The sequence below is a fragment of the Amycolatopsis sp. cg9 genome, assembly GCF_041346945.1.
GTDB lineage: Bacteria > Actinomycetota > Actinomycetes > Mycobacteriales > Pseudonocardiaceae > Amycolatopsis.
On the sequence record NZ_CP166850.1, the window covers coordinates 3,166,064 to 3,187,931 of the forward strand.

General features: G+C 70.9%; 17 protein-coding genes. 8 read left to right on the forward strand and 9 right to left on the reverse strand.

The genetic code is table 11. The features are described 5' to 3' along the window. Position 1 precedes the first annotated feature (1 nt). The 8 genes from asnB (at position 2) to AB5J73_RS15210 (ending at position 11,824) form a co-directional block, all read left to right on the forward strand. On the forward strand, positions 2-1,912 hold the full coding sequence (gene asnB / locus AB5J73_RS15175; protein ID WP_370970350.1) for an asparagine synthase (glutamine-hydrolyzing): 1,911 nt from the start codon (positions 2-4) through the stop codon (positions 1,910-1,912). Further along, entirely contained in the window at positions 1,909-4,086 is a 2,178-nt protein-coding gene (locus AB5J73_RS15180; protein WP_370970351.1) for a bi-domain-containing oxidoreductase, read from the forward strand. Before asnB ends, AB5J73_RS15180 begins: the two co-directional genes overlap by 4 nt. Next, complete coding sequence (locus AB5J73_RS15185; protein WP_370970352.1) at positions 4,083-6,401, forward strand: alginate lyase family protein; 2,319 nt, start codon at positions 4,083-4,085, stop codon at positions 6,399-6,401. Before AB5J73_RS15180 ends, AB5J73_RS15185 begins: the two co-directional genes overlap by 4 nt. Before the next feature lie 8 nt (positions 6,402-6,409). Beyond that, a complete protein-coding gene (locus AB5J73_RS15190) occupies positions 6,410-7,936 on the forward strand; it encodes a right-handed parallel beta-helix repeat-containing protein (protein WP_370970353.1) in 1,527 nt (508 codons plus the stop codon). 1 nt (position 7,937) lies between these two features. Next, a complete protein-coding gene (locus AB5J73_RS15195) occupies positions 7,938-9,194 on the forward strand; it encodes an O-antigen ligase domain-containing protein (RefSeq protein WP_370970354.1) in 1,257 nt (418 codons plus the stop codon). Further along, positions 9,191-10,360, forward strand: a complete 1,170-nt coding sequence (locus AB5J73_RS15200; RefSeq protein ID WP_370970355.1) for a glycosyltransferase family 4 protein — start codon at positions 9,191-9,193, stop codon at positions 10,358-10,360. Before AB5J73_RS15195 ends, AB5J73_RS15200 begins: the two co-directional genes overlap by 4 nt. Continuing rightward, positions 10,357-11,004, forward strand: coding sequence for a phosphatase PAP2 family protein (locus AB5J73_RS15205; RefSeq protein ID WP_370970356.1), 648 nt, complete (start codon positions 10,357-10,359; stop codon positions 11,002-11,004). Before AB5J73_RS15200 ends, AB5J73_RS15205 begins: the two co-directional genes overlap by 4 nt. 205 nt (positions 11,005-11,209) lie before the next feature. Further along, entirely contained in the window at positions 11,210-11,824 is a 615-nt protein-coding gene (locus tag AB5J73_RS15210; protein WP_370970357.1) for a maleylpyruvate isomerase family mycothiol-dependent enzyme, read from the forward strand. Here AB5J73_RS15210 and AB5J73_RS15215 read toward each other — a convergent pair. The 9 genes from AB5J73_RS15215 to AB5J73_RS15255 all read right to left on the reverse strand — a co-directional run bounded on the left by AB5J73_RS15215 (position 11,811) and on the right by AB5J73_RS15255 (position 21,868). Then, positions 11,811-12,434 carry an HAD family hydrolase gene (locus tag AB5J73_RS15215; protein WP_370970358.1) on the reverse strand — a complete coding sequence of 208 codons (624 nt, stop codon included), beginning with the start codon at positions 12,432-12,434 and terminating at the stop codon, positions 11,811-11,813. The two genes, AB5J73_RS15210 and AB5J73_RS15215, sit on opposite strands and share 14 nt — an antisense overlap. Before the next feature lie 168 nt (positions 12,435-12,602). Further along, positions 12,603-14,084, reverse strand: a complete 1,482-nt coding sequence (locus AB5J73_RS15220) for a right-handed parallel beta-helix repeat-containing protein (RefSeq protein ID WP_370970359.1) — start codon at positions 14,082-14,084, stop codon at positions 12,603-12,605. A 153-nt stretch (positions 14,085-14,237) separates the two neighbouring features. Beyond that, complete coding sequence (locus tag AB5J73_RS15225; protein WP_370970360.1) at positions 14,238-15,554, reverse strand: glutamate-1-semialdehyde 2,1-aminomutase; 1,317 nt, start codon at positions 15,552-15,554, stop codon at positions 14,238-14,240. A gap of 5 nt (positions 15,555-15,559) precedes the next feature. Further along, on the reverse strand, positions 15,560-16,108 hold the full coding sequence (locus tag AB5J73_RS15230; protein WP_370970361.1) for a dTDP-4-dehydrorhamnose 3,5-epimerase family protein: 549 nt from the start codon (positions 16,106-16,108) through the stop codon (positions 15,560-15,562). Then, complete coding sequence (locus AB5J73_RS15235) at positions 16,105-17,289, reverse strand: polysaccharide pyruvyl transferase family protein (RefSeq protein ID WP_370970362.1); 1,185 nt, start codon at positions 17,287-17,289, stop codon at positions 16,105-16,107. Before AB5J73_RS15235 ends, AB5J73_RS15230 begins: the two co-directional genes overlap by 4 nt. After that, complete coding sequence (locus tag AB5J73_RS15240) at positions 17,286-18,230, reverse strand: glycosyltransferase family 2 protein (protein ID WP_370970363.1); 945 nt, start codon at positions 18,228-18,230, stop codon at positions 17,286-17,288. Before AB5J73_RS15240 ends, AB5J73_RS15235 begins: the two co-directional genes overlap by 4 nt. Positions 18,231-18,237: 7 nt before the next feature. Continuing rightward, positions 18,238-19,563: a hypothetical protein gene (locus AB5J73_RS15245; protein ID WP_370970364.1), complete on the reverse strand. Its 1,326-nt coding sequence runs from the start codon at positions 19,561-19,563 to the stop codon at positions 18,238-18,240. A 5-nt stretch (positions 19,564-19,568) separates the two neighbouring features. Then, complete coding sequence (locus AB5J73_RS15250; RefSeq protein ID WP_370970365.1) at positions 19,569-20,849, reverse strand: DUF4910 domain-containing protein; 1,281 nt, start codon at positions 20,847-20,849, stop codon at positions 19,569-19,571. Then, entirely contained in the window at positions 20,849-21,868 is a 1,020-nt protein-coding gene (locus AB5J73_RS15255) for an NAD-dependent epimerase/dehydratase family protein (protein ID WP_370970366.1), read from the reverse strand. The genes AB5J73_RS15250 and AB5J73_RS15255 overlap by 1 nt, the downstream gene beginning before the upstream one ends.

Below are 21,868 nucleotides of genomic sequence, written 5' to 3' on the forward strand. Positions count from 1 at the left end.
GATGTGCGGCATCGCAGGCACCTACCTCTGGCCGGACGGTGGGCCGCTGACCGACCGGCTGACCAAGACGCTGGCCCACCGCGGGCCGGACGGCTCCGGCCGCTACGAGCACCGCGCCGGCCCCGGGGAAGTCCACCTCGGCCACCGGCGGCTGTCGATCGTGGACCTGTCCGAGACCGGGGCCCAGCCGATGGTCCACGACGGTCTCGCGCTGAGCTACAACGGCGAGCTGTACAACGCGCCCGAGCTGCGGGCCGAGCTGGAAGCCGCCGGCGTGCGCTTCCGCGGCACGTCGGACACCGAGGTGCTGCTGCAGGCGTGGCGGCGCTGGGGCACCGGCTGCCTGCCCAAGCTGCGCGGGATGTTCGCCTTCGCCATGTTCGAAGAGGGCACCGGCGAGCTGTTCCTGGTCCGCGACCAGCTGGGCATCAAGCCGCTGTTCTTCGTGCAGCGGGGCGGCGGGATCGCGTTCGCCTCGGAGCTCAAGGCCCTCGCCGGTGAGCTCGGCGGCTCGCTGCAGGTCGACAGCGGCGCGCTGATCGCGTCGCTGCTCTACTACTGGGTGCCGGACAGCCGCTGCGCCTACCAGGGCGCGGAGAAGCTGCAGCCGGGCACGTGGCTGCGCTGCCGCCCGGACGGCCAGGTCGACCGCGGCCGGTTCTGGTCGCTGCGGGAGGTCGCCGAGGAGGGCGCCGCCTTCGACGGCGAGGTCGACCTGCATTCCGTCATCGCGGAATCGACCGCCAAGCACCTGCTCTCCGACGTCCCGGTCGCGACGTTCCTTTCGGGCGGCCTGGACTCCAGCTACCTGACGGCGCTGGCCGCGCGTTCGCAGCCGGGCATTTCGGCCTACACCATCGGGTTCCGCGCCGAGGACGCCAAGTTCGAGGCGATGCCGGACGACCTCAAGTACGCCCGGATCGTGGCCGAGAAGTTCGGTGTCGACCTGCACGAGATCGAGATCGCGCCGCAGGTGCTCGACCTGCTGCCGAAGATGACCTACCACCTCGACGAGCCGATCGGCGACCCGGCGGCGATCAACTCGTTCCTGATCTGCTCGGCCGCGCGCGAGGCCGGCGTCAAGGTGATGCTGTCCGGGATGGGCGCCGACGAGCTGTTCGCCGGCTACCGCAAGCACCTCGCGAACCTGATCGCGCTGCGCTACCACAAGGTGCCGGGCGCGGTCCGGCGCCCGGTCGAGTCCATTGTGGACCGGCTGCCGGTGGCGTCGGCCAAGCGCGGGTACCGGTCGGTGCGGTTCGCCAAGCGGTTCCTGTCCTTCGCAGGGCTGCCCGAGGAGACGGCGTTCCGGCGCAGCTACACGATGTACGACCGCGCGGAGCTGCTGTCCCTGGTCAACCCGGACCTCGCGCCGGTCGTCGACGACGTCCTCACCGAGCACTCGGACACCTACCACGACCAGGCGCTCGACGACTTCGTCAACCGGATGTGCCTGGCCGACTCGCGATTGTTCCTGCCCGGGCTGAACCTGACCTACACCGACCGCTCGACGATGGCGGCGTCCACCGAAGTGCGCACGCCGTTCGTCGACGTCGAGGTCGTGCGGGCGGCGTTCAAGATCCCGGGGAACAAGAAGATCGTCGGCCGCGCCGGCAAGGTCGCACTGAAGAACGCGGCGCTGAACATCCTGCCCAGCGAGATCGTGCACCGGCCGAAGGGCCTGTTCAGCGCACCGCTGCGGGCGTGGATGAGCCGCGACCTGGCGCCGCTCGTGCGCGAAGTCGTCAACGACGGCGTGCTCGTCTCGTCCGGGTTCCTGCAGCGGGAGGCGTTGCAGCGCATGGTCGCCGAGGACGCCGCCGGTCAGGAAGACCGCGGCAAGCACCTCTGGCACGTCTTGACCCTTGAGTACTGGTACCGGAACGCGATGTCTGGAGCGGGAGCGAAGTGAAGCAGGTAGTCCAGAACTACAAGAGCGGGGAACTGGCGCTCCTCGAGGTCCCCGAACCCGCCTGCAAGCCAGGCGGGGTGCTGGTGCGCACGGTGTACTCGCTGATCTCGACCGGCACCGAGATGATGAAGGTGTCCGAGGCCAGCATGTCGCTGGTGGGCAAGGCGAAGGCCCGGCCGGACCAGGTCGCCAAGGTCATGCAGAGCGTCGCCACCAACGGGCTTTCGGCGACCTACCGCAAGGTGACGTCCAAACTGGACTCCTACACCCCGCTCGGCTACTCGCTCTGCGGCGTCGTCGAGCAGGTCGGCGACGGCATCACCGACGTCAAGGTCGGCGACCTCGTCGCCTGCGCGGGCAACGAGCACGCCCTGCACGCCGAGCTGAACTGGGTGCCCAAGAACCTCTACTCGCCGGTGCCCGCCGGCGTCGACCCGCGGCACGCGGCGTTCGGCACCGTCGGGTCCATCGCCATGCAGGGCGTCCGCCGCGGCGAACCGCAGATCGGCGACGTCGCCCTGGTCATCGGGCTCGGCCTGATCGGCCAGCTCGTCGTCCAGCTGCTGACGTCGTCCGGCGTGCGTGTCGTCGGCGTCGACCCCGACCCGGAGCGCTGCAAGCTCGCCGAGAGCCTCGGCGCGCTGACCTGCGCGCACCCGGCGTCCGGCATCGTCGACAACGCCGTGGCCGAGCTGACCCACGGCGCGGGCGTCGACCAGACGTACCTCGCGGCCGGTGGCAACACGAACGACCCGGTGGAGCTGGCCGCGAAGCTGTCCCGCGACCGCGGCCGCGTGATCGACATCGGCAAGTGCAAGCTCGACCTGCCGTGGAACGCCTACTACGAGAAGGAACTGGACGTCCGGTTCTCCCGCTCGTACGGCCCGGGCCGCTACGACCCGTCGTACGAGCTCGAAGGCCGCGACTACCCGATCGGCCAGGTCCGCTGGACCGAGCGCCGCAACCTCGAGTGCGTCCTCGACCTGATCGCGCGCGATCGCCTGGACGTCGAGCCGCTGATCACGCACGTCTCGGACTTCTCGTCGGCGGTCGAGACGTACAAGTCGCTGAACGAGGGCGAGCTGAAGGCCGTCGCGGTGCTGTTCCGCTACCAGGACGCGGTCGCCCGGACGGAGCCGGTCGTGACGTCGGCGCGCGTCGGCGTGGCTGCACGGACGGCCGCCGCGCTCCCCGCGGGACAGCCCGTGCGCCTCGGCTTCATCGGCGCGGGCAACTACGCGTCGTCGATGCTGCTGCCGCACCTGGTCGAGCGCTCGGACGTGCAGCTCAAGCACGTCGCGACGACGTCGGCGCTGTCCGGCGCCAACGCCCGCCGCAAGTTCGGCTTCGCCGAGGCGTCCACCGACATCGACAACGTCCTGGGCGACTCCTCGATCGACGCGGTCTTCGTGGTGACGCGGCACAGCTCGCACGCCGAGCTGACCCGCCAGGCGCTGCTGGCCGGCAAGACGGTGTTCGTCGAGAAGCCGCTGGCGCTTTCGGAGCCGGAGCTGCAGAAGGTGCTCGACGCGATCGAGGAGTCCGGCAACGACCGCCTCCAGGTCGGCTTCAACCGCCGGTTCGCCCCGCTCCTGAGCGAGGCCAGGGCCCAGTTCGGCCCCCGCGTCGGCCCGGCGACGGTCCGCTACCTGGTCAACGCAGGCCGCCTCGACCACGGCAGCTGGTACAACCAGACCGACACCGAGGGCTCCCGGTTCGCGGGCGAGGGAGGCCACTTCATCGACACGGTGAGCTGGCTGCTCGACGCCGACCCGGTGTCGGTGTACGCGACCGGAGACCTCCAGGTGACCCTCGGCTACGCCGACGGCTCGACGGCGGTGATCACCTACGCCGAGACGGGCTCGTCGGGCTTCCCGAAGGAAACCCTGGACCTGACGGCCGACGGCAAGGTCCTGAAGTTCGACGACTTCGTCCGCGCCTCGGTGTATTCGCGCAAGAAGTGGGCCAGCTCCCGCATCCCGAAGGGCCGCGACAAGGGCCAGGCCGCCGAGGTCGACGCCTTCCTGACGGCGGTCCGCACGGGCGCGCCGATGCCGATCTCGGTCGCCTCCCTCGCCGCGACGACGTTGGCCACGCTGGCCGCGCAGGCGAGCGTCGCGAACGCGGCCCCGGTGCGGATCGAGCTGCCGCAGAAGGCGGGTGCCCCGGCATGATGGGTCCCGGCTGGTACCTGCGCCGGCTGTCCCGGATGGGGCCGGCGGAGGTCGTCGGCCGCGCGCGGCACGCCGTCGTCCAGCGGCAGTGGCGGTCGGCCTTGCCGGCGGCGCCGGACTGGCCGTCGCACCCCCGGTTCACCGCGGCGCTGCCGGCCGGCGTGCTGGGCAAGGTGTCCGCCGAGGCGGTTTCACGGCTCCTGACGACCGCCGACGAGCTGATGGCCGGCCGCGCCGAGTACTTCGGCGTGGTCCGCACGGACCTGGTGTCACCGGACTGGTTCCTCGACCCGAAGACCGGCCGCCGCGCGCCCTCGGACGTGTACGCGTTCGACGTCCCGTACCGGTCGGAGGACGCGGTCGGCGACATCAAGCAGATCTGGGAGCCGTCGCGCCACCAGCACCTGACCGTGCTGGCCGCGGCGTACGCCCTGACCGGCACCCCGGCGTACGCCACGCGCGTGGCCGCCCACCTGCGTTCGTGGTGGGCGGAGAACCCGCCGCTGCGGGGCCCGCACTGGGTGAGCGGCATCGAGCTGGGCATCCGCCTGCTGTCGTGGGTCTGGACGCGCCGCCTGCTCGACGGCTGGGCGGGGGCGCCCGAGCTGTTCGAGGACAATCCGGACTTCCAGCTCCAGCTGTGGCACCACCAGAACTGGCTCGCGACCCTGCGCAGCCACGGCTCGTCGGCCAACAACCACGTGATCGCCGAGGACGCGGGCCTGCTGGCGGCGGCGTGCGCGTTCGGCTGGTTCCCGGAGTCGGCGGCCTGGCGGGCTTCGGCGACGCGTTCGCTGGACGTCCAGCTCGGCCGCAACACGTTCCCGTCGGGGCTGAACGCCGAACTCGCGTCGGAGTACCACGGCCTGGTCCTGGAGCTGGGCCTCGCGGCCGCGCTCGAGGCCGACGCGGCGGGCGCACCGGTGCCGGACTCGACGTGGGACGTCCTGCTCCGGATGACCGACGCCCTGGCGTCCATTGTGGACAACAAGCTGCACCCCCCTCGCCAGGGCGACGCCGACGACGGCTTCGGCCTGATCGTCGACGGCGTCTCGACCGATCGCTGGGCGTCGCTGCTGGCCACCGGCGAGGTCCTGTTCGGCCGCCTGGCTTGGTGGCCGGCGATCCCGGGCGACGACGTCCGCACGCCGCTGCTGGCGGCCATGGCCACGCGCACCCCCCGGGCATCGGGCACCCGGCCGGCCCGCCGCCCGTCGCACCTGCGCGACGCGGGCATGACGATCTTGCGCTCAGGCCCGGTGTGGGCCCGCTGCGACGGCGGCCCCCACGGCTTCCTGTCGATCGCGGCCCACGCCCACGCGGACGCGCTGTCAGTGGAGATCCGCCACGACGGCGTGGAGATCCTGGCCGACCCGGGCACGTTCTGCTACCACGGCGAGCCCCAGTGGCGGTCGTACTTCCGCTCGACCCTCGGCCACAACACCCTCGAGCTGAACGGCCGCGACCAGTCCACCTCGGGCGGCCCGTTCTTGTGGACCCGCCACGCGGTGACGAAGGTCCTGGACATCCGCACCCCACCCGACGGCCCCAGCCACTGGTCAGCGGCCCACGACGGCTACGCCCCGGCGATCCACCGCCGCACGGTGGAGCTGGACGGAGAGGTGGTGACGATCCTCGACGAGGTACTGGGCGAAGCGGGTTCGGCGGGCCGTCTGGCGTTCCACCTGGGCCCGGAGGTGACGGTCATGCTCGACGGAACAACGGCCCACCTCCGCTGGCCTGCCCCTGACGGGGTGGCTGCTGCGGTCGCCGCAGGTGGGGCGGGGCGGCCTGGTTCCGCCCCTGGCGGGGTCACGGCTGCGGCCGACCAGCCGAGCCGGCCCGGGTCCGCGCCGGGCGGGCCGAGCCAGCCCGGATCCGCGACCAGCACTGGCGCCGGTGGCGAGCTTGAGCCGCTCGCCGGCCGGGCGTCGGGTGTCGTCAGCGAGGCCGGGTCCGAATCCGCGCCCGGTGGCGTGGACGGTGTCGCGACCGCGGGCCAAGAGGGCGCGGCCCAATCCGCCTCCAGCAGTGCGGCCGGGCCCGATTCCCAGCTCGGTGCTCCTGCCGCCGGTCGGGCGGGCGCGGCCGATCCGCTCGTCGGCCGGGTGTCCGGTTCGCTCGCCGGGGCCGGTGGGGGCGTGCGGACCGCGGTGCTCGAGTTGCCGCCCGAGTTGTCGTGGAGCGTGCACCGCGGTGAGGTCGAGCCGCCGCTCGGCTGGTACTCCGCGGGCTTCGGCCGGAAGGAACCATCGACCACCCTCATCGGTTCCGGGACTCCCGGACAGCTCACCACCCTGCTCCGCTTCAGTTAGGACCTCCCGTGACAGCCCGCCGCCTCCGACTCCGCCGTGCCGCTCCGCTGCTCGGTGTCCTGCTCACGGTCGCGGCGTGCTCGGGCGGCCCGGATACCGACGGGGGACCGGCACAGGCCACTCCCGCGCCCAGCGGTTCGGTCGCCGCCGTGTGCGACAAGGAGCCCGCCGGTCCGACGGCCGCGCCGGCGGGAGCCGTCATCGTCGACCCGGGGGTGCCGGGTGACCTCGCGGCGAAGACGCGCTCGGCCGGGCCGGGCACGACGTTCTGGCTCAAGCCGGGCAAGCACGTCCTCGGCGACGACAAGTACGACCAGGTGTCCCCCAAGGACGGCGACGTCTACATCGGCGCACCGGGCGCGATCGTCGACGGCCGCAAGATCAACCAGTACGCCTTCACCGGGCACGCGGTGAACGTCAAGATCACCTACGTGACGGTGCAGGGCTTCGCGGCACCGCACGACGAAGGCGTCGTCAACCACGACTCCGGCGACGGCTGGGTGATCGAGCACTCGACCATCCAGGACAACGACGGCGCCGGCCTGATGGCGGGTGCGCGCCAGCAGGTGCGCGGCAACTGCCTGCGCCGCAACGGCCAATACGGGATCAACGCCTACTCCGGCAGCACCCCGCTCACCGCGCTCGTCGTGGAGGGCAACGAGATCGCCGGCAACAACACCGGCGACTGGGAGACGAAGATCGAGGGCTGCGGCTGCAGCGGCGGGATCAAGTTCTGGGACGTGAACGGCGCCGACGTGCGCGGCAACTGGGTGCACGACAACCGTGGCACCGGGCTCTGGGCCGACACGAACAACAACGACTTCCTCATCGAGGGCAACCTCATCGAGGGCAACGACGGTGCCGCGCTGATCTACGAGATCAGCTACAACGCCGTCATCCGGGACAACACGATCCGCAAGAACAACTGGGCCGACGGCCGCCGGTACGCCGACCGCGGCGACAACTTCCCGACACCGACGATCTACATCTCCGAGTCGGGCGGCGAGCCGCGGATCAAGGCACGCACCGCGAAGATCGAGATCTCGCGCAACTACCTGGAGAACAACTGGTCCGGGATCACGTTGTGGGAGAACGCCGACCGCTTCTGCAACAGCCCGGCCAACACCTCCTCCGGCGACTGCACCCGGCTGGTGCCGAACGTGAAGCAGTGCGCGGCCCCGGCCATCACGACCGGCCCGCTGCTGGCCGACTGCCGCTGGAAGACCCAGCACGTCGACATCCACGACAACAAGTTCATCCTCGACCCGGCGGTCGTCGGCTGCCAGGCCGCGTGCGGCCGGATGGGCCTGCTGTCGAACTTCGGCACCTACCCGGACTGGTCGCCGTACAAGGGCGAGGCGGTCCAGGAATCGATCACGTTCAAGCAGGACAACCGCTGGCACGACAACAGCTACGCCGGCCCGTGGACGTTCATCGCGTACACGACCGACCGCATCCTCGAGATCGGCGAGTGGGAAGGTTCGCCGTACTCGCAGGACACCGGGAGCACGTACACCGCACAGGGCGGGGGCTGACATGACGGCGCACACCGCATCGGTGGCGGGCATCCGCGGCGAGGCCGCGGCCGAACCGACGTCCGCGACGCCGAAGTGGGCGGGGCTGGCCTGGGCCCTGCTGATCCTCAACACGCTCGGCTCGACCGGCGCGAAGACGGTCATCCCGCTGCCCCGCTCGGTCAGCCAGCTGGTCACGATGGGCGCGCTGATGACGGCCTTCGTGATCGCGCTGGTGCTGAACAAGCACCTGCGGATCCGCCCGAGCGCCTACCTGCTCCTGCTGACGCTGCTGCTGATGTCGAGCATCCTCTCCAGCGCCGATCTGAAAGAAGGCGCCGGCGCGCTGTTCCGGTGCTTCCGGCTGACGATCTTCGTGACCACGCTCTGGCTGCTGACCCGCTGGTGGGACGGTGGCTTCGCGTTCGTCCGCTACCACATCCGCACCTACGCCGTCGTGCTCGCGTCCGTGGCGATCGGCCTGGTGATCTCCCCGGGCAACGCGATGCCGGACATCTACGGTGGCCGGCTTTCGGGGGCGATCTGGCCGCTGACCCCGCCACAGATCGGCCAGTACGCGGCGGTCATCGCCGGGCTCACGCTCCTCCTCTGGTTCGGGCGCCGCACGACGTGGCGCAGCGCGGTGTTCATCGTGGTGCCGGTGGTGGGGCTGCTGATGCTCACGCACACCCGTACGGCAACGCTCGGCCTCGTCGCCGGGCTCTCGGTGGCCTTCCTTTCGATGCTGCTGACCAGCGCCCGCGCGCGGAAAGTGTTCGCGTGGACGGTCGGCGTCGGCGGGGTCGCCGGCCTGGTGCTCGCGGGCGCGCTCCAGACGTGGTTCCTCCGCGGGCAGAGCGCGGACAACTTCTCCAGCCTCACCGGCCGGGCGAAGGTGTGGGACGCCCTGCTGGAGGCCCCGCGGACGACCGCCGAATACATCTTCGGCGTGGGCCTGACCGACAAGTCCTACGACGGCCTCCCGATCGACAACAGCTGGCTCGCGGTCTACCACGAGCAGGGCTTCGTCGGAATCGCCCTCGTCGCCGCGTTCCTCCTGACGCTGATCGTCGTCGCGCTCCTGCGACCGCCTTCGCTGGCGCGGGCGTGCGCGATCTTCCTGATCACCTACTGCGTTTCGGCCTCCTATACCGAAGCTGGTCTCGGCGACGCGTCGCCGTATCTGCTGCACCTGGCCGTGGCCGCGTCACTGCTGGTCCGCGGGGTGCCGCAGTCCGACGAACAAGCATTCATCCCGGCGAAGGGGGCAAGCGCGTGAGGGTGCTCGTGGTGCACAACCGGTACCGGTCCGAGCAGCCGAGCGGCGAGAACAACGTCGTCGACGCCGAAGTCTCGCTGCTGGCCGAGGGCGGTCACGAGGTGTCGCTGTTCGAACGCCGCAGCGACGACATCGCGGCGATGCCGCTGCCCCGCAAGGCCGCGGTGCCGCTGATGGTGCCGTGGAACCCGGCCGTGCGGAAGGAGCTCGCCGCCCGGCTGCGCGCGAAGCGCCCGGACGTCGTGCACATCCACAACACGTTCCCGCTGCTGTCGCCCTCGGTGGTCGCCGCCTGCGCGGACGCGGGGGTGCCCGCGGTCGCGACACTGCACAACTACACGATGGTCTGCCCGCCCGGCACGCTCCACCGCGACGGCCGCATCTGCACCGAGTGCGTCGGCGGCTCGCCGTTGCCGGCGGTGAAGCACGGCTGCTACCGCGGTTCGAGCGCGGCCACGCTCCCGATGGCGGCGAGCATGGTCGCGAACCGGCGCCGGTGGTGGACGGGCGTTTCGCGGTTCTTCTGCATTTCGGCGGCGCAACGCGACCTCCTGGTGTCGGCCGGGATGCCCGGCGAGCGGATGGCGGTGAAACACAACTTCGTCACCGACCCCGGCGTCCGCCGCACCGGCGACGGGTCGCACGTCCTGTTCCTCGGCCGGGTCACCGAGGAGAAGGGGGTCGGCCTGCTGATGCGGGCCTGGGACCGCCTCGGCGGCGCCCTGGGTGTGCCGCTGGTCATCGCCGGCACGGGACCGATGCAGGACGAGGTCGCGACCTGGGCGGCCGGACGTTCCGACGTCTCGTACGTGGGTCTCCGCAACAAGGCCGAGTGCCGCGCGCTCACGGCCGACGCGGTCGCGGTGGTAGCCCCGTCGACGTGGCTGGAAGCGTTCGGCCTCGTGGTGGTCGAGGCGATGGCGGCGGGCGTGCCCACGGTCGCGGCCGCCCACGGGGCGTTCCCGGAGCTCGTCGAGGACGGCATCACCGGCCTCCTGCACCAGCCGGGCGACGAGGTGTCGCTCGCGGAACGGCTGCGCGAGATCGTCGGCGACCGCAACCGCGAGATGGGCGACGCGGCCCGCGTCCGGTACGAGAAGGACTTCACCCCGGCGGTCGGCCTGGACCGGCTGATCGCCGGGTACAAGGCGGCGATCGAGGCGTGAAGCAGCTGGTCCGGACGGCACCCGCGGTCCTGCCGGCCGCGCTGCGCACCCCGCTGGCGATGTCGGGAGCGCTGGCGACCGCGGTGCTCGTCGCCCTCGGCATCCTCCACTTCCACGACTCCGGGTTGACGGGGATCGACGCCGCCGTCCTGCCGTCGCTCGACGGGGTCGAGCCGCCGTGGCGGTACGTCGCGCTGGTCATCGACTTCGGTGGCGAGCCCGTGGGGTCGGTCGTGCTGGTCGCCCTGATCGCAGCGGTGTGTTTCCTGGCCCGCCGTGCCCGGACCGCCGTGCTGACGGTGCTGGGCGTCCTGGTCACGGTGGCGGTGACGACGGTCCTGAAGCCGATCGTCGGGCGCACCATCCACGGCGAGTTCCTGTCGTACCCGAGCGGGCACACGGCCTTGGCGACGGCGCTCGCGCTGGTCATCGGCCTGCTGCTGGTCGACCGGCTGGGACTCGGCCGCGGAACCGCGGTGCCGTTGGTCCTCGGCTTGGCGTTGGTCGCCGGGATCGCGATGGGGTGGGCCGAGGTGGCGTTGGGGGCGCACTACCCGACGGATGCCGTCGGGGGGTTCTGCGCCGCGCTGGCGGCCGTCCCGGCGACCGGCTGGGTGGTGGATCGGGTCGCCGACCGGCTCTGAGGTTGAGGTGGCGGCCGCTTGGTAGCGGAGCCACTCTGACGGTTGGCCAGTGGACGGTTCCGGCAGCGGGAGGACGTCGGCGACCGGCTCAGCCTGTCGACCGGCGGGACCGGGCCCGCGGACCGCGCTGATCGGTCCGGCGGCGCTGTCGGTCCGCGTGGGTTTCGTTCGTCGGTGGGGTGTCCGACTCGTGAAGGAGATCCCCATGATCGAAGAGCTGATCGCCGCCGAACGGCGGGAGCTGGCTGCCGTGCTGGACGGGCTTTCGGCGGCCGACTGGCCGGCGCCGACCTTGTGTGCGGGCTGGCGGGTGCCCGAGGTCGTCGCGCACATGACCATGCCGTTCCGGTTCTCGGGCGGGCGGTTCGTGCGTGAGCTGCTGAAGTCCGGCGGCCGCTTCAACGCCATGGCCGACCGCGTGGCCCGCCGGGACGCGGCCGAACTGTCCCGGGAAGCGCTGGTCGCCTCGCTGCGCGACAACGCCGACCACCCGTGGCGGCCGCCGGGCGGTGGTCCGGAAGGCGCCTTGAGCCACGACGTGATCCACGGGCTGGACATCACGACCGCCCTCGGCCTGGAGCGCCGTGTTCCGCGGGAGCGCCTCGAAGTGATTTTCGCTGCGATGAAGCCGAAGCAGGTCAAGTACTTCGGAACCGACCTGGACGGCGTCGCCCTGCGCGCCGACGACCTCGACTGGTCGTACGGCTCCGGCACTCCGCTCACCGGGGCGGCCCAGGACCTGCTGCTCGTGCTGTGTAATCGGCGGTTGCCCGCCGGACGTCTTCGAGGGGAGCCGAGCGCGCGCTTCACCACGGTCTGAGTTCCTTCCGCAGCTGGTCCATTGTGGACAAATTGGGTGCGCCGAAGCGCAACGCCTGGAAACCGGCGTCACGGGCGGCGGTGACGTTTTCTTCGCGGTCGTCGATGAGCAAGACCCGTTCGGGCACCACGTCGAGCCGGTGGCACAGCGTGGCGAAGGCTTCCGGATCGGGCTTGCGCACGCCGATGTCCCCGCTGACGAACCAGTTGGTGAGGTACTCGCCGAGCCCGAACCGCTCGCGCAGCAGCTTCGACCACTCGCTGACGTCGTTGCTCAGGCAGGCGAGCCGCACGCCGGTGGGTTCGAGTTCGGCGAGCAGGGCGACCGCGCCTTCGGTGAGGCGGTGGTTCAGGCAGTATTCCTCGTCCGATGCCCGGGGCGTGCCCGCTGCCGCCCAGAAGTCCGCGGAAGACATCTTGCCGAGGCTGCATTCCCGGTACAGCTGAGCGATTCCGGCCCGGTCCAGCACGCAGCCGTGGCTGCGGAGGTACGGCACCAGCAGGCCCGCGACATCGTCGGCACACGAGTAGAGCACGCCCATGGCGTCGAACGCGACGACGTCGATCGCGTCACGGTCGCGGGCCGGGGGAACGGTGGTCGAAGGAGCCATGTCTTCGACGGTACCGAACACACGTGCGACCGCCATCGCTTGATCGGGTGAAGCGAACGCTGTCCGAAATTCTCCGCTCGCGACTTTTCCCTTGTGTGACAGGGGAAAGAGCGATGGTTGAAGCGAGGTGTCACTGGAAACTGTCGGACCCGGTCGGCAAGCTCGTGATCAGCAGCCGGCGGACCCACCGTCGAACGAAGAGCATTCGTCCTGCGAGTAGGGCTCCGCCCGCCAGCCCGCAGCGTCGACCGTCCTGGAGGTGTCATGCACGACGAAGGCCCACGGCCCGGTGTAGGAGTTGCCGTGCCACCGGTTTCCCTGGTGGAACGTGATCGCGTCCTCGACGACGGTTCCCTTGTAGGGGGACCAATCCGGGAAGGTCCCGTAGTTCGAAAGCAGCGCCATCCGCCCGCACAGGCTCGTGCAGCCGACCCGGCCGGGGTCGAACCGGAAGGTGTTCCCGTGGACTTCGACCAGCTGCGTCTTCCAGCGGCAGTCGTCGTAGGCGGGCGGTTTCTCGATCGTGCCCGCGGCGCACGACGACTTCTGCGCGACCTCGGTGCAGTAGCCCGAAGACGTGTTCGCCGGGCTGTTGCAGAAGCGGTCGGCGTTCTCCCACACCGTGATCCCGGACCAGTTGTCTTCGAAGGTGTTCCCGCTGATGTCGACGGCCGAGGTCCGCGCCGGCACGCGTGGTTCACCGCCGGATTCCGACAGGTACACCGTCCCCACCGGGAAGTTGTCGCCGCGGGCGGCGAACGCGCGGCCCTGCACCAGCGTGTTGCCGCGGAACGTGTTGCCGCGCAGCACGAGGTTGTAGCTGGTCTCGTAGAACAGCGCCTCGGCCGCGTTCGCCTCGAACAGGTTGTCCTCGACGAGGAAGTCGTTGTTGTTCGTGTCGGCCCACAGGCCGGCGCCGTGGTTGCCGTGCACCCAGTTGCCGCGGACGTCGGCCCCGTTCACAGCCCAGAACTTGGCCCCGCCGCTGCACCCGCAGCCCGGCACCTTGGTCTCCCAGTCGCCGGTGTTGTTGCCGGTGATCTCGTTGCCCTCCAGGACGAGCCCGGTGATGCCGTCGCCTGCCTGGTAGGCGTTGAGCCCGTACTGGCCGTTGTCGCGCAGGCAGGTGTGCCGGACGACCTGGCGCGCGCCGGCCATCAGCCCCGCGCCGGCGTTGTTCTCGATGGTGGTGTTCTCGATGAGCCAGCCGTCGCCGGAGTCGTGGTTGACCACGCCCTGGTCCTGGCGGGCGGCGAAGCCGCGGATGGTGAGCCCGCGGATTTCGACGTCCCGCGCCCGCTGGGTGAAGGCCGCGAGGTTGACGCCCCGGCCGTCGACGACCGCGCCCGGGGCGCCGAGGTAGACGTCGCCGTCCTTCGGGGCGACCTGGCCGAACTCGTCCGTGCCGAGCGTGTGGGTGCCGGGGCGGAGCCAGAACGTCGTGCCGGGCGGGTGCGCCGCCGTCTGGGCGGAGAGGTCTCCGTCGACGCCCGGATCGACGGAGACGGCCCCGGAAGGCGCTTCCTCGTGCTCCGCGGGCTGGTGGTCGCACACCGGCCCGGGCCGGTCGGCGGCCCGCGCGATCGCCGGGCAGGCCACGGCGATCAGGAGCGAGCAAGCAGCGACGAGAACCGCACGAGATCTGCCCATGGCAGGAAGCTACGCACGAACGGGCCGGAAAGCAGTCCCCCTCCGGTGTCCTCATCGGACCCAGGGGGTGAATCCGGCCCGGCGGCGCGGTCGGCGATGCCCGCCGGGGAGTCCGCGAGGCGGGTTCCCCGGCCGGCCTCCGGCGGTGCCGGGTCAGGCGTGCTTGCGGAACACGGGCTGCACCGGGCGCCCGCCCATCCACGGCGTCGGGTCCTGGGCGTCGAGCGCCTTCCGGTACACCGTGCAGGCCTGGGCGACCACGTCGATCGTCTTGTCGATGTCGGCCTCGGTGAGCGCGGCACTGACCACGAAGGACGGTCCGAGCACGCCGCCGCTGATCAGCTCGCGCAGGAACAGCGTCCGGTAGGGCTGCGACGGCCTGCCCTGCTCGTCGAGCGTGCCGAAGACGAGGTTGCTGGCCCGGCCGCGGACGACGACGTGGTCCTCGACGCCGATCCCGGCCGCCACCTCGCGGACGCCTTCGGCGAGCCGGTCGCCGAGGGCGTGGAGCCTGCCGACGACGTCCTCGTCGCGGTAGACGTCCATCACCGCCATCGCGGCGGCGAGCGAGTGGGTCTCGGCGCCGTGAGTGGTGGACAGCAGGAACACCCGCTCGCGGTCGGTGCGCAGGCCGCCGATCTCCATCAGGTCCCGCTTGCCGGCCAGCGCCGAGACGGCGAAGCCGTTGCCGAGCGCCTTGCCGAACGTCGAGAGGTCGGGCGTGACGCCGTAGAGGCCCTGCGCGCCGTGGGCGGACCACCGGAAGCCGGTGATCATCTCGTCGAAGACCAGCACGACGCCGTACTTGGTGGTCAGTTCGCGCAGGCCCCGCAGGTACCCCGGCGGCGGCTCCACCGCCGCGGCCGCCTCCAGGATCAGGCACGCGATCTCGCCGTCGTGGCGCTGCAGCAGTTCCTCCGTGGCCTGCAGGTCGCCGTACGGGAAGGACACCGTCGCCTCGGTCGTCTCGTCCGGGATGCCGGCGTTCATCGGCGTGGTGCCGATGAACCAGTCGTCGGTGGAGAAGAAGGCGTGGTCGGCGCACTTGGCGACGAGCTTGCGGCCGGTGGCGGCGCGGGCCAGCCGGACGGCGGCGGTCGTGGCGTCGGAGCCGTTCTTGGTGAACTTCACCATGTCGGCGGTCGGCACGTTCTCGAGGAACCGCTCGGCGGCCTCGGCTTCGATGATCGACGGGCGGATGAAGTTGCTGCCCTTGTCGAGCTCGCCGCGGACCGCTTCGAGGACCCTCGGGTGGGCGTGGCCGAGGATGACCGCTCGCAGGCCCGCGCCGTACTCGATGTACTCGTTGCCGTCGACGTCCCAGACGTGGCCGCCGCGGCCGTGGGAGATGACCGGAGCCATCCCTTCGGGATACTGGTCCGAGCCCTTGGCGTAAGTGTGCGCACCGCCCGGGATGACCCGGTGCAGCCGCTCGTTCGCCTCCGTGGAGCGGGGCAAGTTCGTTCCCATGGGGGTCACCTCGTTGGTTTCAACGCCTCTCCGAGAGACGGCGCGAGCTCATCCCGGTCACTGACCATTGTGACCGACAGTGGCCACGAAATGTCCAATTCTGGGTCTTTGTACGAAATTGTGATGTCTTCCGACGGGTCGTGGGGCCGATCGATACGGTACGACACGTCAGAGACTTCGGTGAGTGACTGGAATCCGTGCGCGCAGCCCGCCGGGATGTACACGGAAACCTGCGTCTCACCGGAAAGTTCGAACGTTTTGACATTGCGGAACGTGGGCGAATCCGGTCGGAGATCCACCACGACGTCGAAGATCGCGCCGTACGAGCACCGCACCAGCTTCGCCTCGCCGGCCCCGCCGCGCAGGTGCATCCCGCGGACGACTCCCTTGCGGGAGCGGGAAAGGCTGTCCTGGGCGAAGCCGTCCGGATCGATCCCCACCGACGCGACGACCTCGCGGTCGAACGTCCGGCTGAAGAAGCCGCGCTGGTCCGCGTGCGGAGTCGGCTCGAACAGGTACGCGCCCTCGATCTCGGGCACCGGAATGGCCTTCATCGCGCACCCCCGAAGAGGGCCGCCGAAAGGGCGGCGAACTGGTCCTTGAGTCGTTGAACGTTGTTCTCGTTCCGTTCCGCCAGGATTTGGCGCAGTTCCGGTGAACGGTTTTCGAGTTCGGTGAACTGCTCGACGAGCCGGTCGAAGTCGACGGTCTTCGCCCGCTGGGTGAAGCCGTCGAGGCCCATCTCCGCCATGAGCACGTCGTTCTTCGGCGCGTACCCGATCGCGACGGTCGGTTTCGCGACCTTCAGCGCGCAGAGCACGTTGTGGTAGCGCGTGGCCACCACGCTGTCCACCGCCGCCATCTCGTGCATCAGCTCGTCCAGGGTCTCCGCCGGAGCCGCCGTCACCAGCGGGGAAGCGGTCTTCTCGAGGATCTCGTCGACGACCTGCCGGTCGATCTGGTCACCGATGAACAGCCGGACGGGTCTGTCCTGGTCAACGAGCCAGGCGACGAACCGGTTCATCGTGTCCACGTAGTGGCGGTAGATGCGGTCGCCGTCGGCGCGGTCGTCGTTGCCGCCGTAGTAGGCCATCACGCCGACGCCGACGGTGCCCGGCGGGCCGTCGGCGGCCGGAGTGGGGAGGGAGAACGCGAGGTCGGGGTAGACCTCGTCGCGGCTGGTGTCGACACCCATGGCGCGCATGGCGTCGCGGGAGATGTCGTCCCGGTAGGAGCGGTAGGCGGCCAGGCGGCCGGCCCAGCGGACGAGCGTCCGGGTGGCCCGCGCGCTGATGTGGTTCGCGCCGACGCTGACCAGTGCGATCTTGGTACCGAAGAGTCGCCCGGTGGCGGAAAGGAGGAAGAGCGAATACGGGAAACCCCACGGACGCAGCGGAAGCGTCGCTTCGAGGACGCCCATGCCGGGCACGATGACGACGTCCTGCTCGCGGACCCAGGCGGCCGTGCGGCCGATGTCGACCAGCTTGCCGAGTCCCTTGAGGACGATCGACCGGAGGCCGGACGCCGTCTCGTACTCGGCCTGGTTCCAGTGCAGGGGCGTGGTGTCGACGCCGTACCGCTCGCGGACGATGTCCGGGCCGCCCACCAGGCCGGTCAGGACGGCGTCCGGGTGTTCGGCGCGCAGGTAGCCGAGCACGGCTTCGAGGGAACCGTCGTTGCCGAGGTTCCCCGAGCCGAGCAGGCCGAAGACGCCGACGCGCGGGGCACGCTTCACGCGAGCCTGCTTTCCCGGCCGGCCACGATCTCGTTGACCGTGGTGACGTCGGAGGCAGTCGGGGCGCGGTCCTCGACGCGCTCGCCGTGGCCGGAGCGCGCCCGGTTGGTCAGCCAGGCGCCGAGGTGCCCGAAGCACTCGCGCTTGTCGGCGGCCGAGATCGGCGCGCGCCGGATGAGGTCCGCGAACCCGTAGACGTACTCGCCGAGCAGGCGGACGGTGGGATTCCGGAGCCGGTTCGCGCGCCGCGGGTCCAGATTCGCGCACCGGCTCCGGATGGTCGGGTTGGCCCGTTCCGCGCGGCCCGGGTGGTCGCGGCGGAAGTAGAGCAGCTCGGGCACCTGGTGGAACGGGCCGTGCAGGGCCATCTCGGCCGAGTACGTCCGGTCGGCGTGGTGGTAGCTGTCGAGCGGCTTGACGCGGCGGAGGACGTCGGCGCGGATGACGCCGTAGAAGTCGTCGCCGCCGGGCTCGAACAGGATGCTGCGGAACCGGTCCGGCGCGTGCGGGGACGCGGTGTCCAACGTGTACTGGAGCGGCTGGACGATGCGGCCGTCGCCGTCGATGATGGCCTGGTCGCAGTGGGCGAGGATGACGTCCGGGCGCTCGTCGAGGGCGTCGACGCACCGCTTGAGCAGGTCGCGGGCGTACAGGTCGTCGTGCGAGACCCACTTGAAGAGCTCGGTGCGGGAGACGTCGAACACGAAGTTGTGGTTCGGCGTCGCGCCGATGTTCTTCGGCTGGCGGACGTAGCGGATGCGCGAGTCCTTCTCGGCGTAGCGGCGGCAGATCTCGTCCGTGCCGTCGGTGGAGGCGTTGTCCGAGATGACCAGCTCGAAGTCTTCGTAGGTCTGGCCGAGCAGGGCGTCCAGCGACTCGGCGAGGTACTCCTCGCCGTTGTACACCGGGAGGCCGAGGCTCAGCCGCGGGACGGTGGTCATGGAGTCCTCATTCCTTGATGGGCTCTTTGATCGGCTCGAAGACGACGGTGGGCTCGTCGGCGCCCGGCGGGACGTAGTCGCGCAGCCCGAGCCGCAGCTGCAGCCACCAGACGACGGAGCCGGTGAGCGTCGCGGTCGCGACGCCCCACGCGGACCCGGCCGCACCGCCGAGGAAGGCGCCGGCGATGCCGAACGTGACGTAGAACAGGGAGGCGATCAGTTGCGAACGCAGGCTCCGCTTGGCCGCGCCCAGTGCGCGGAGGCCGGCGGCCGCGCCGGTGGCGAAGCTCGCGCCGACCACGGCCAGGGTGACCGGGAGGATCAGCGGGGACGACGAGTCCCACACCGAGCCCATCACCCAGCGGCCGGCGCGGTCGGGCAGCAGGAGCAGCAGGCCGAGGCCCCAGCACAGGGCGGCGGCGGCCTGCCCGCCGCCGAGGATCATGCAGAAGTGCTTCAGCCGGTGCGGCGCCCGCTGAAGCACCCGCGCGCCCTCGGCGACGGTGACCAGGGAGAGGCCCATGAGCAGGGCCAGGAACGGGCCGAGGAGCTGTTCGGCGCCGCGGACCGCGCCGACCGCGGTGATGCCGGTGATGGCGCCGAGGCCGTACGCGCGGAGCTGGGACGCGCCGCTGTTGCTGACGTTCTCGACCAGGTACCGGACGCTGAGGTCGCGTTGGTTCCGGAGCCAGCCGGCCAGCTCGCGCGGGTGCGGGAGGATCCCGGTCTGGAACCAGCCGTAGACCGCGGCGATCGCGGCCGCGATGCCCCAGGCCAGGACGAACGCGACGACCGTGCCGACCCGGCCGGCGATGAACAGCGCCGGGAGCAGCGCGACGCCGCACACGAGGTCGTTGAAGAACGCCTTCTTCCCCTGGCCGCGGGCGAAGAACGCGAACCGCCAGGCGTCCTGCAGCAGCAGGCCCGGCAGGACCACGGCGAGCGCGACGAACGCGTTGCCGAGCGGGCCGCCCGCGGCCAGCCCGGCGACCAGGCTGATCAGGCCCGTCACGCAGCCGACGCCGATGGCGGTGCCCGACGCGCTGGCGACCCCCAGGCGCCAGCGGTCTTCGGGCACCGCGCTGAACCGCACCATCAGCGGGTCGGTGGCCAGGCCGCGCGACACGTTCAGCACCACGCCGTAGGTCACCCAGGCGAGGCTGAAGATGCCGAACGCGAACGTGCCGAGCTCGCGGGCCACGTACAGCCCGACGGCGAAGTTGGTCAGGCTGGACACCGCCTGGTCGCCGAGGCCCCAGCTCAACCGCCCGGCCATCGCGCGCACCGCGCCCGATCGGAAGATCGAGCGCGGTGCACGGCGGTGGTTGGCCACGTCGCTCACTCCTTGACCAGACCGGCGTCGTGCAGGGCGCGGGCGGCGACGTCGACGATGTCGAAGGGCAGCCCGGCGCGCTCGGCGATGTCCAGGAGGCTGTGCTCGCCGTCGGAGAGGTTGAGCACCCACAGCATCGCCATCTGGGCCTGCTTGGCGTCGCTGCGGCCGCCGAGCGAGTCGTACAGCCCACGCTTGCCGAGCTGCGGCTCGCCGTACGGGCTGAGGTTGACGTACCGGCGGTTGCGGTCCAGGACGCCGACGGCGTCCCGCAGTGCGCCGAGCGTGTCCTCCATGGCCGCGGGCGAGACGAAACCCGGGTTGTCGGCGGAGGTGTGGTACTCGGGGTAGCCCGCGTACGGCGTCCGCGTCAGGGAGCCGACGCCGAGGTTGAAGCCCGGCGAGCAGAACTGGCGCTCGTCGTAGCCGTACGGCGAGAAGTCGACGACGCGGTGTTCGCGCGAACGCAGCACGTGCTGCAGCACGCGGTCGATCTCGGCGTCGTCGCGGCGGGACTTCTTGTACGTCAGCGGTCCCGGGTCGCCCGCGCAGGCCAGCACCAGCCCGTGACGGACCTTCTCGATCCGCGAGGCGTTGCGGGCCAGCCAGGTGATCGAGCCGATCGTGCCCGGCATGAACAGGAACCGGTAGGTGTAGTGCGGCTGGGTGAGAGCCAGCTGCTGCGCCAGCGAGACCGCCACCGCGATGCCGGCCAGGTTGTCGTTCGCCAGCGACGGGTGGCAGACGTGGCAGGACACGATGACCTCGTCGGTGACGCGCCCTGGCACGACGTGCTCGCCGTAGGTCAGCGAGCCGTCTTCCAGGGTCGAGTCGATGACGACGTCGTACTCGCCGTCGGGCAGCGCGTCGAGCTTCTCCTGCGCGAGGCAGAAACCCCAGGCCGGGGCGTAGTAGCTGGTCCGGTAGGGCACCCACGACGGCTGGTCCGGCAGCGTGTGCAGGTGCTCTCGCAGCTCGCTGAGCGGCATCCGCTGCCGCACTGGGACGCTGTACCCGACGACGTGCAGGTTCGACTCCTGGAAGTCGATCACGCGCTCACCAGAGGGAGCCGCGACGTAGGCGTCGCGGATGTTCCACTCCTGCGGGATCGTCCAGTCCAGCACCGCCGTGCCGGTCGGGACCTCGTGCCGCTCCAGCGCGATGTGCTCGCCGATGACGTCCAGGGTCTGCCGCACGCCGTCGCCGGTGATGCTGCGGCAGATCGGGTACAGTCGCTCGACCAGGGCATGCAGCTCCGCGCCCGTCCGCAGCTGCGAGCCCGCCATCAGCGTCGCCGCATGGTGTCGTCGATGCGGCCGGCTTCGCCCTCGCTCTTCAGCCAGGCGAGCCGGGTGAACAGCTGCTGGAACGACTCGCGGGTGAGCCCGAACTTCCGGTAGGCCTCGATCAGCTCGACGGCGCCGTCCTTGACCGACCACTCGCAGGCGAAGCCGGGGATGGCCGCGCGGAAGCGCGAGAAGTCGACGCGGTAGGAGCGCGGGTCGGAGCCGGCCTCACCGGTGATGTTCAGCGTCGAGCCCGGCACGGCCTCGACGACCTCCTGGGCGATCTCGGCGACGGTGACGTTGTTGTCCTCGGTGCCGATGTTGAAGGCCTTGTTGTGCACGGCCTCCTTCGGCGCCGTCAGCGCGGCGGTGAACGCGCGCGCGATGTCCTGGGCGTGCACCAGCGGCCGCCACGGCGTGCCGTCCGACAGCACCAGCACCTCGCCGGACAGGTGAGCGTGCGCGGTCAGGTTGTTCAGCACGATGTCGCCGCGCAGCCGGGGCGAGTAGCCGAACGCCGTCGCGTTGCGCATGTAGACCGGGGTGAAGTCGTCGTCGGCGAGCTCGTGGACGTCGGCCTCGACGCGCACCTTCGACTCGGCGTAGGGCGTCACCGGCTTCAGCGGGGCGTCCTCGTCGACGAGGTTGTCGCCGCCGGCGCCGTACACCGAGCAGGTCGACGCGTAGATGTACCGCTGGACGCCGGCTTCCTTCGCCAGCTTCGCGAGCTTCACCGACGCGTGGTGGTTGATGTCGTAGGTCAGCTCCGGCGCGAGCGAGCCGAGCGGGTCGTTCGACAGCGCGGCCAGGTGGATCACCGCGTCGAAGCCGGTGACGTGCTCCGCGGTGACGTCCCGCAGGTCGACGACGTGGCCGGCCGGGTCGGCCGGGACCGGACCGAGCAGGCAGGACTCGAACAGCCCGGAGTCGAGGCCGACGACCTCGTGGCCGGCGGCGGCGAGCACCGGGGCCATCACCGTCCCCAGGTAGCCCTTGTGCCCCGTCAGCAACACCCGCAT

Bases quoted from the DNA above. Each gene is read 5' to 3' on its own strand.
- AB5J73_RS15255 (WP_370970366.1), bottom strand. From the start codon at position 21,868: ATGCGGGTGTTGCTGACGGGGCACAAGGGCTACCTGGGGACGGTGATG.
- AB5J73_RS15215 (WP_370970358.1), bottom strand. From the start codon at position 12,434: ATGGCTCCTTCGACCACCGTTCCCCCGGCCCGCGACCGTGACGCGATC.
- AB5J73_RS15250 (WP_370970365.1), bottom strand. From the start codon at position 20,849: ATGGCGGGCTCGCAGCTGCGGACGGGCGCGGAGCTGCATGCCCTGGTC.
- asnB (WP_370970350.1), top strand. From the start codon at position 2: ATGTGCGGCATCGCAGGCACCTACCTCTGGCCGGACGGTGGGCCGCTG.
- AB5J73_RS15240 (WP_370970363.1), bottom strand. From the start codon at position 18,230: ATGACCACCGTCCCGCGGCTGAGCCTCGGCCTCCCGGTGTACAACGGC.
- AB5J73_RS15210 (WP_370970357.1), top strand. From the start codon at position 11,210: ATGATCGAAGAGCTGATCGCCGCCGAACGGCGGGAGCTGGCTGCCGTG.
- AB5J73_RS15225 (WP_370970360.1), bottom strand. From the start codon at position 15,554: ATGGGAACGAACTTGCCCCGCTCCACGGAGGCGAACGAGCGGCTGCAC.
- AB5J73_RS15220 (WP_370970359.1), bottom strand. From the start codon at position 14,084: ATGGGCAGATCTCGTGCGGTTCTCGTCGCTGCTTGCTCGCTCCTGATC.
- AB5J73_RS15195 (WP_370970354.1), top strand. From the start codon at position 7,938: ATGACGGCGCACACCGCATCGGTGGCGGGCATCCGCGGCGAGGCCGCG.
- AB5J73_RS15230 (WP_370970361.1), bottom strand. From the start codon at position 16,108: ATGAAGGCCATTCCGGTGCCCGAGATCGAGGGCGCGTACCTGTTCGAG.
- AB5J73_RS15185 (WP_370970352.1), top strand. From the start codon at position 4,083: ATGATGGGTCCCGGCTGGTACCTGCGCCGGCTGTCCCGGATGGGGCCG.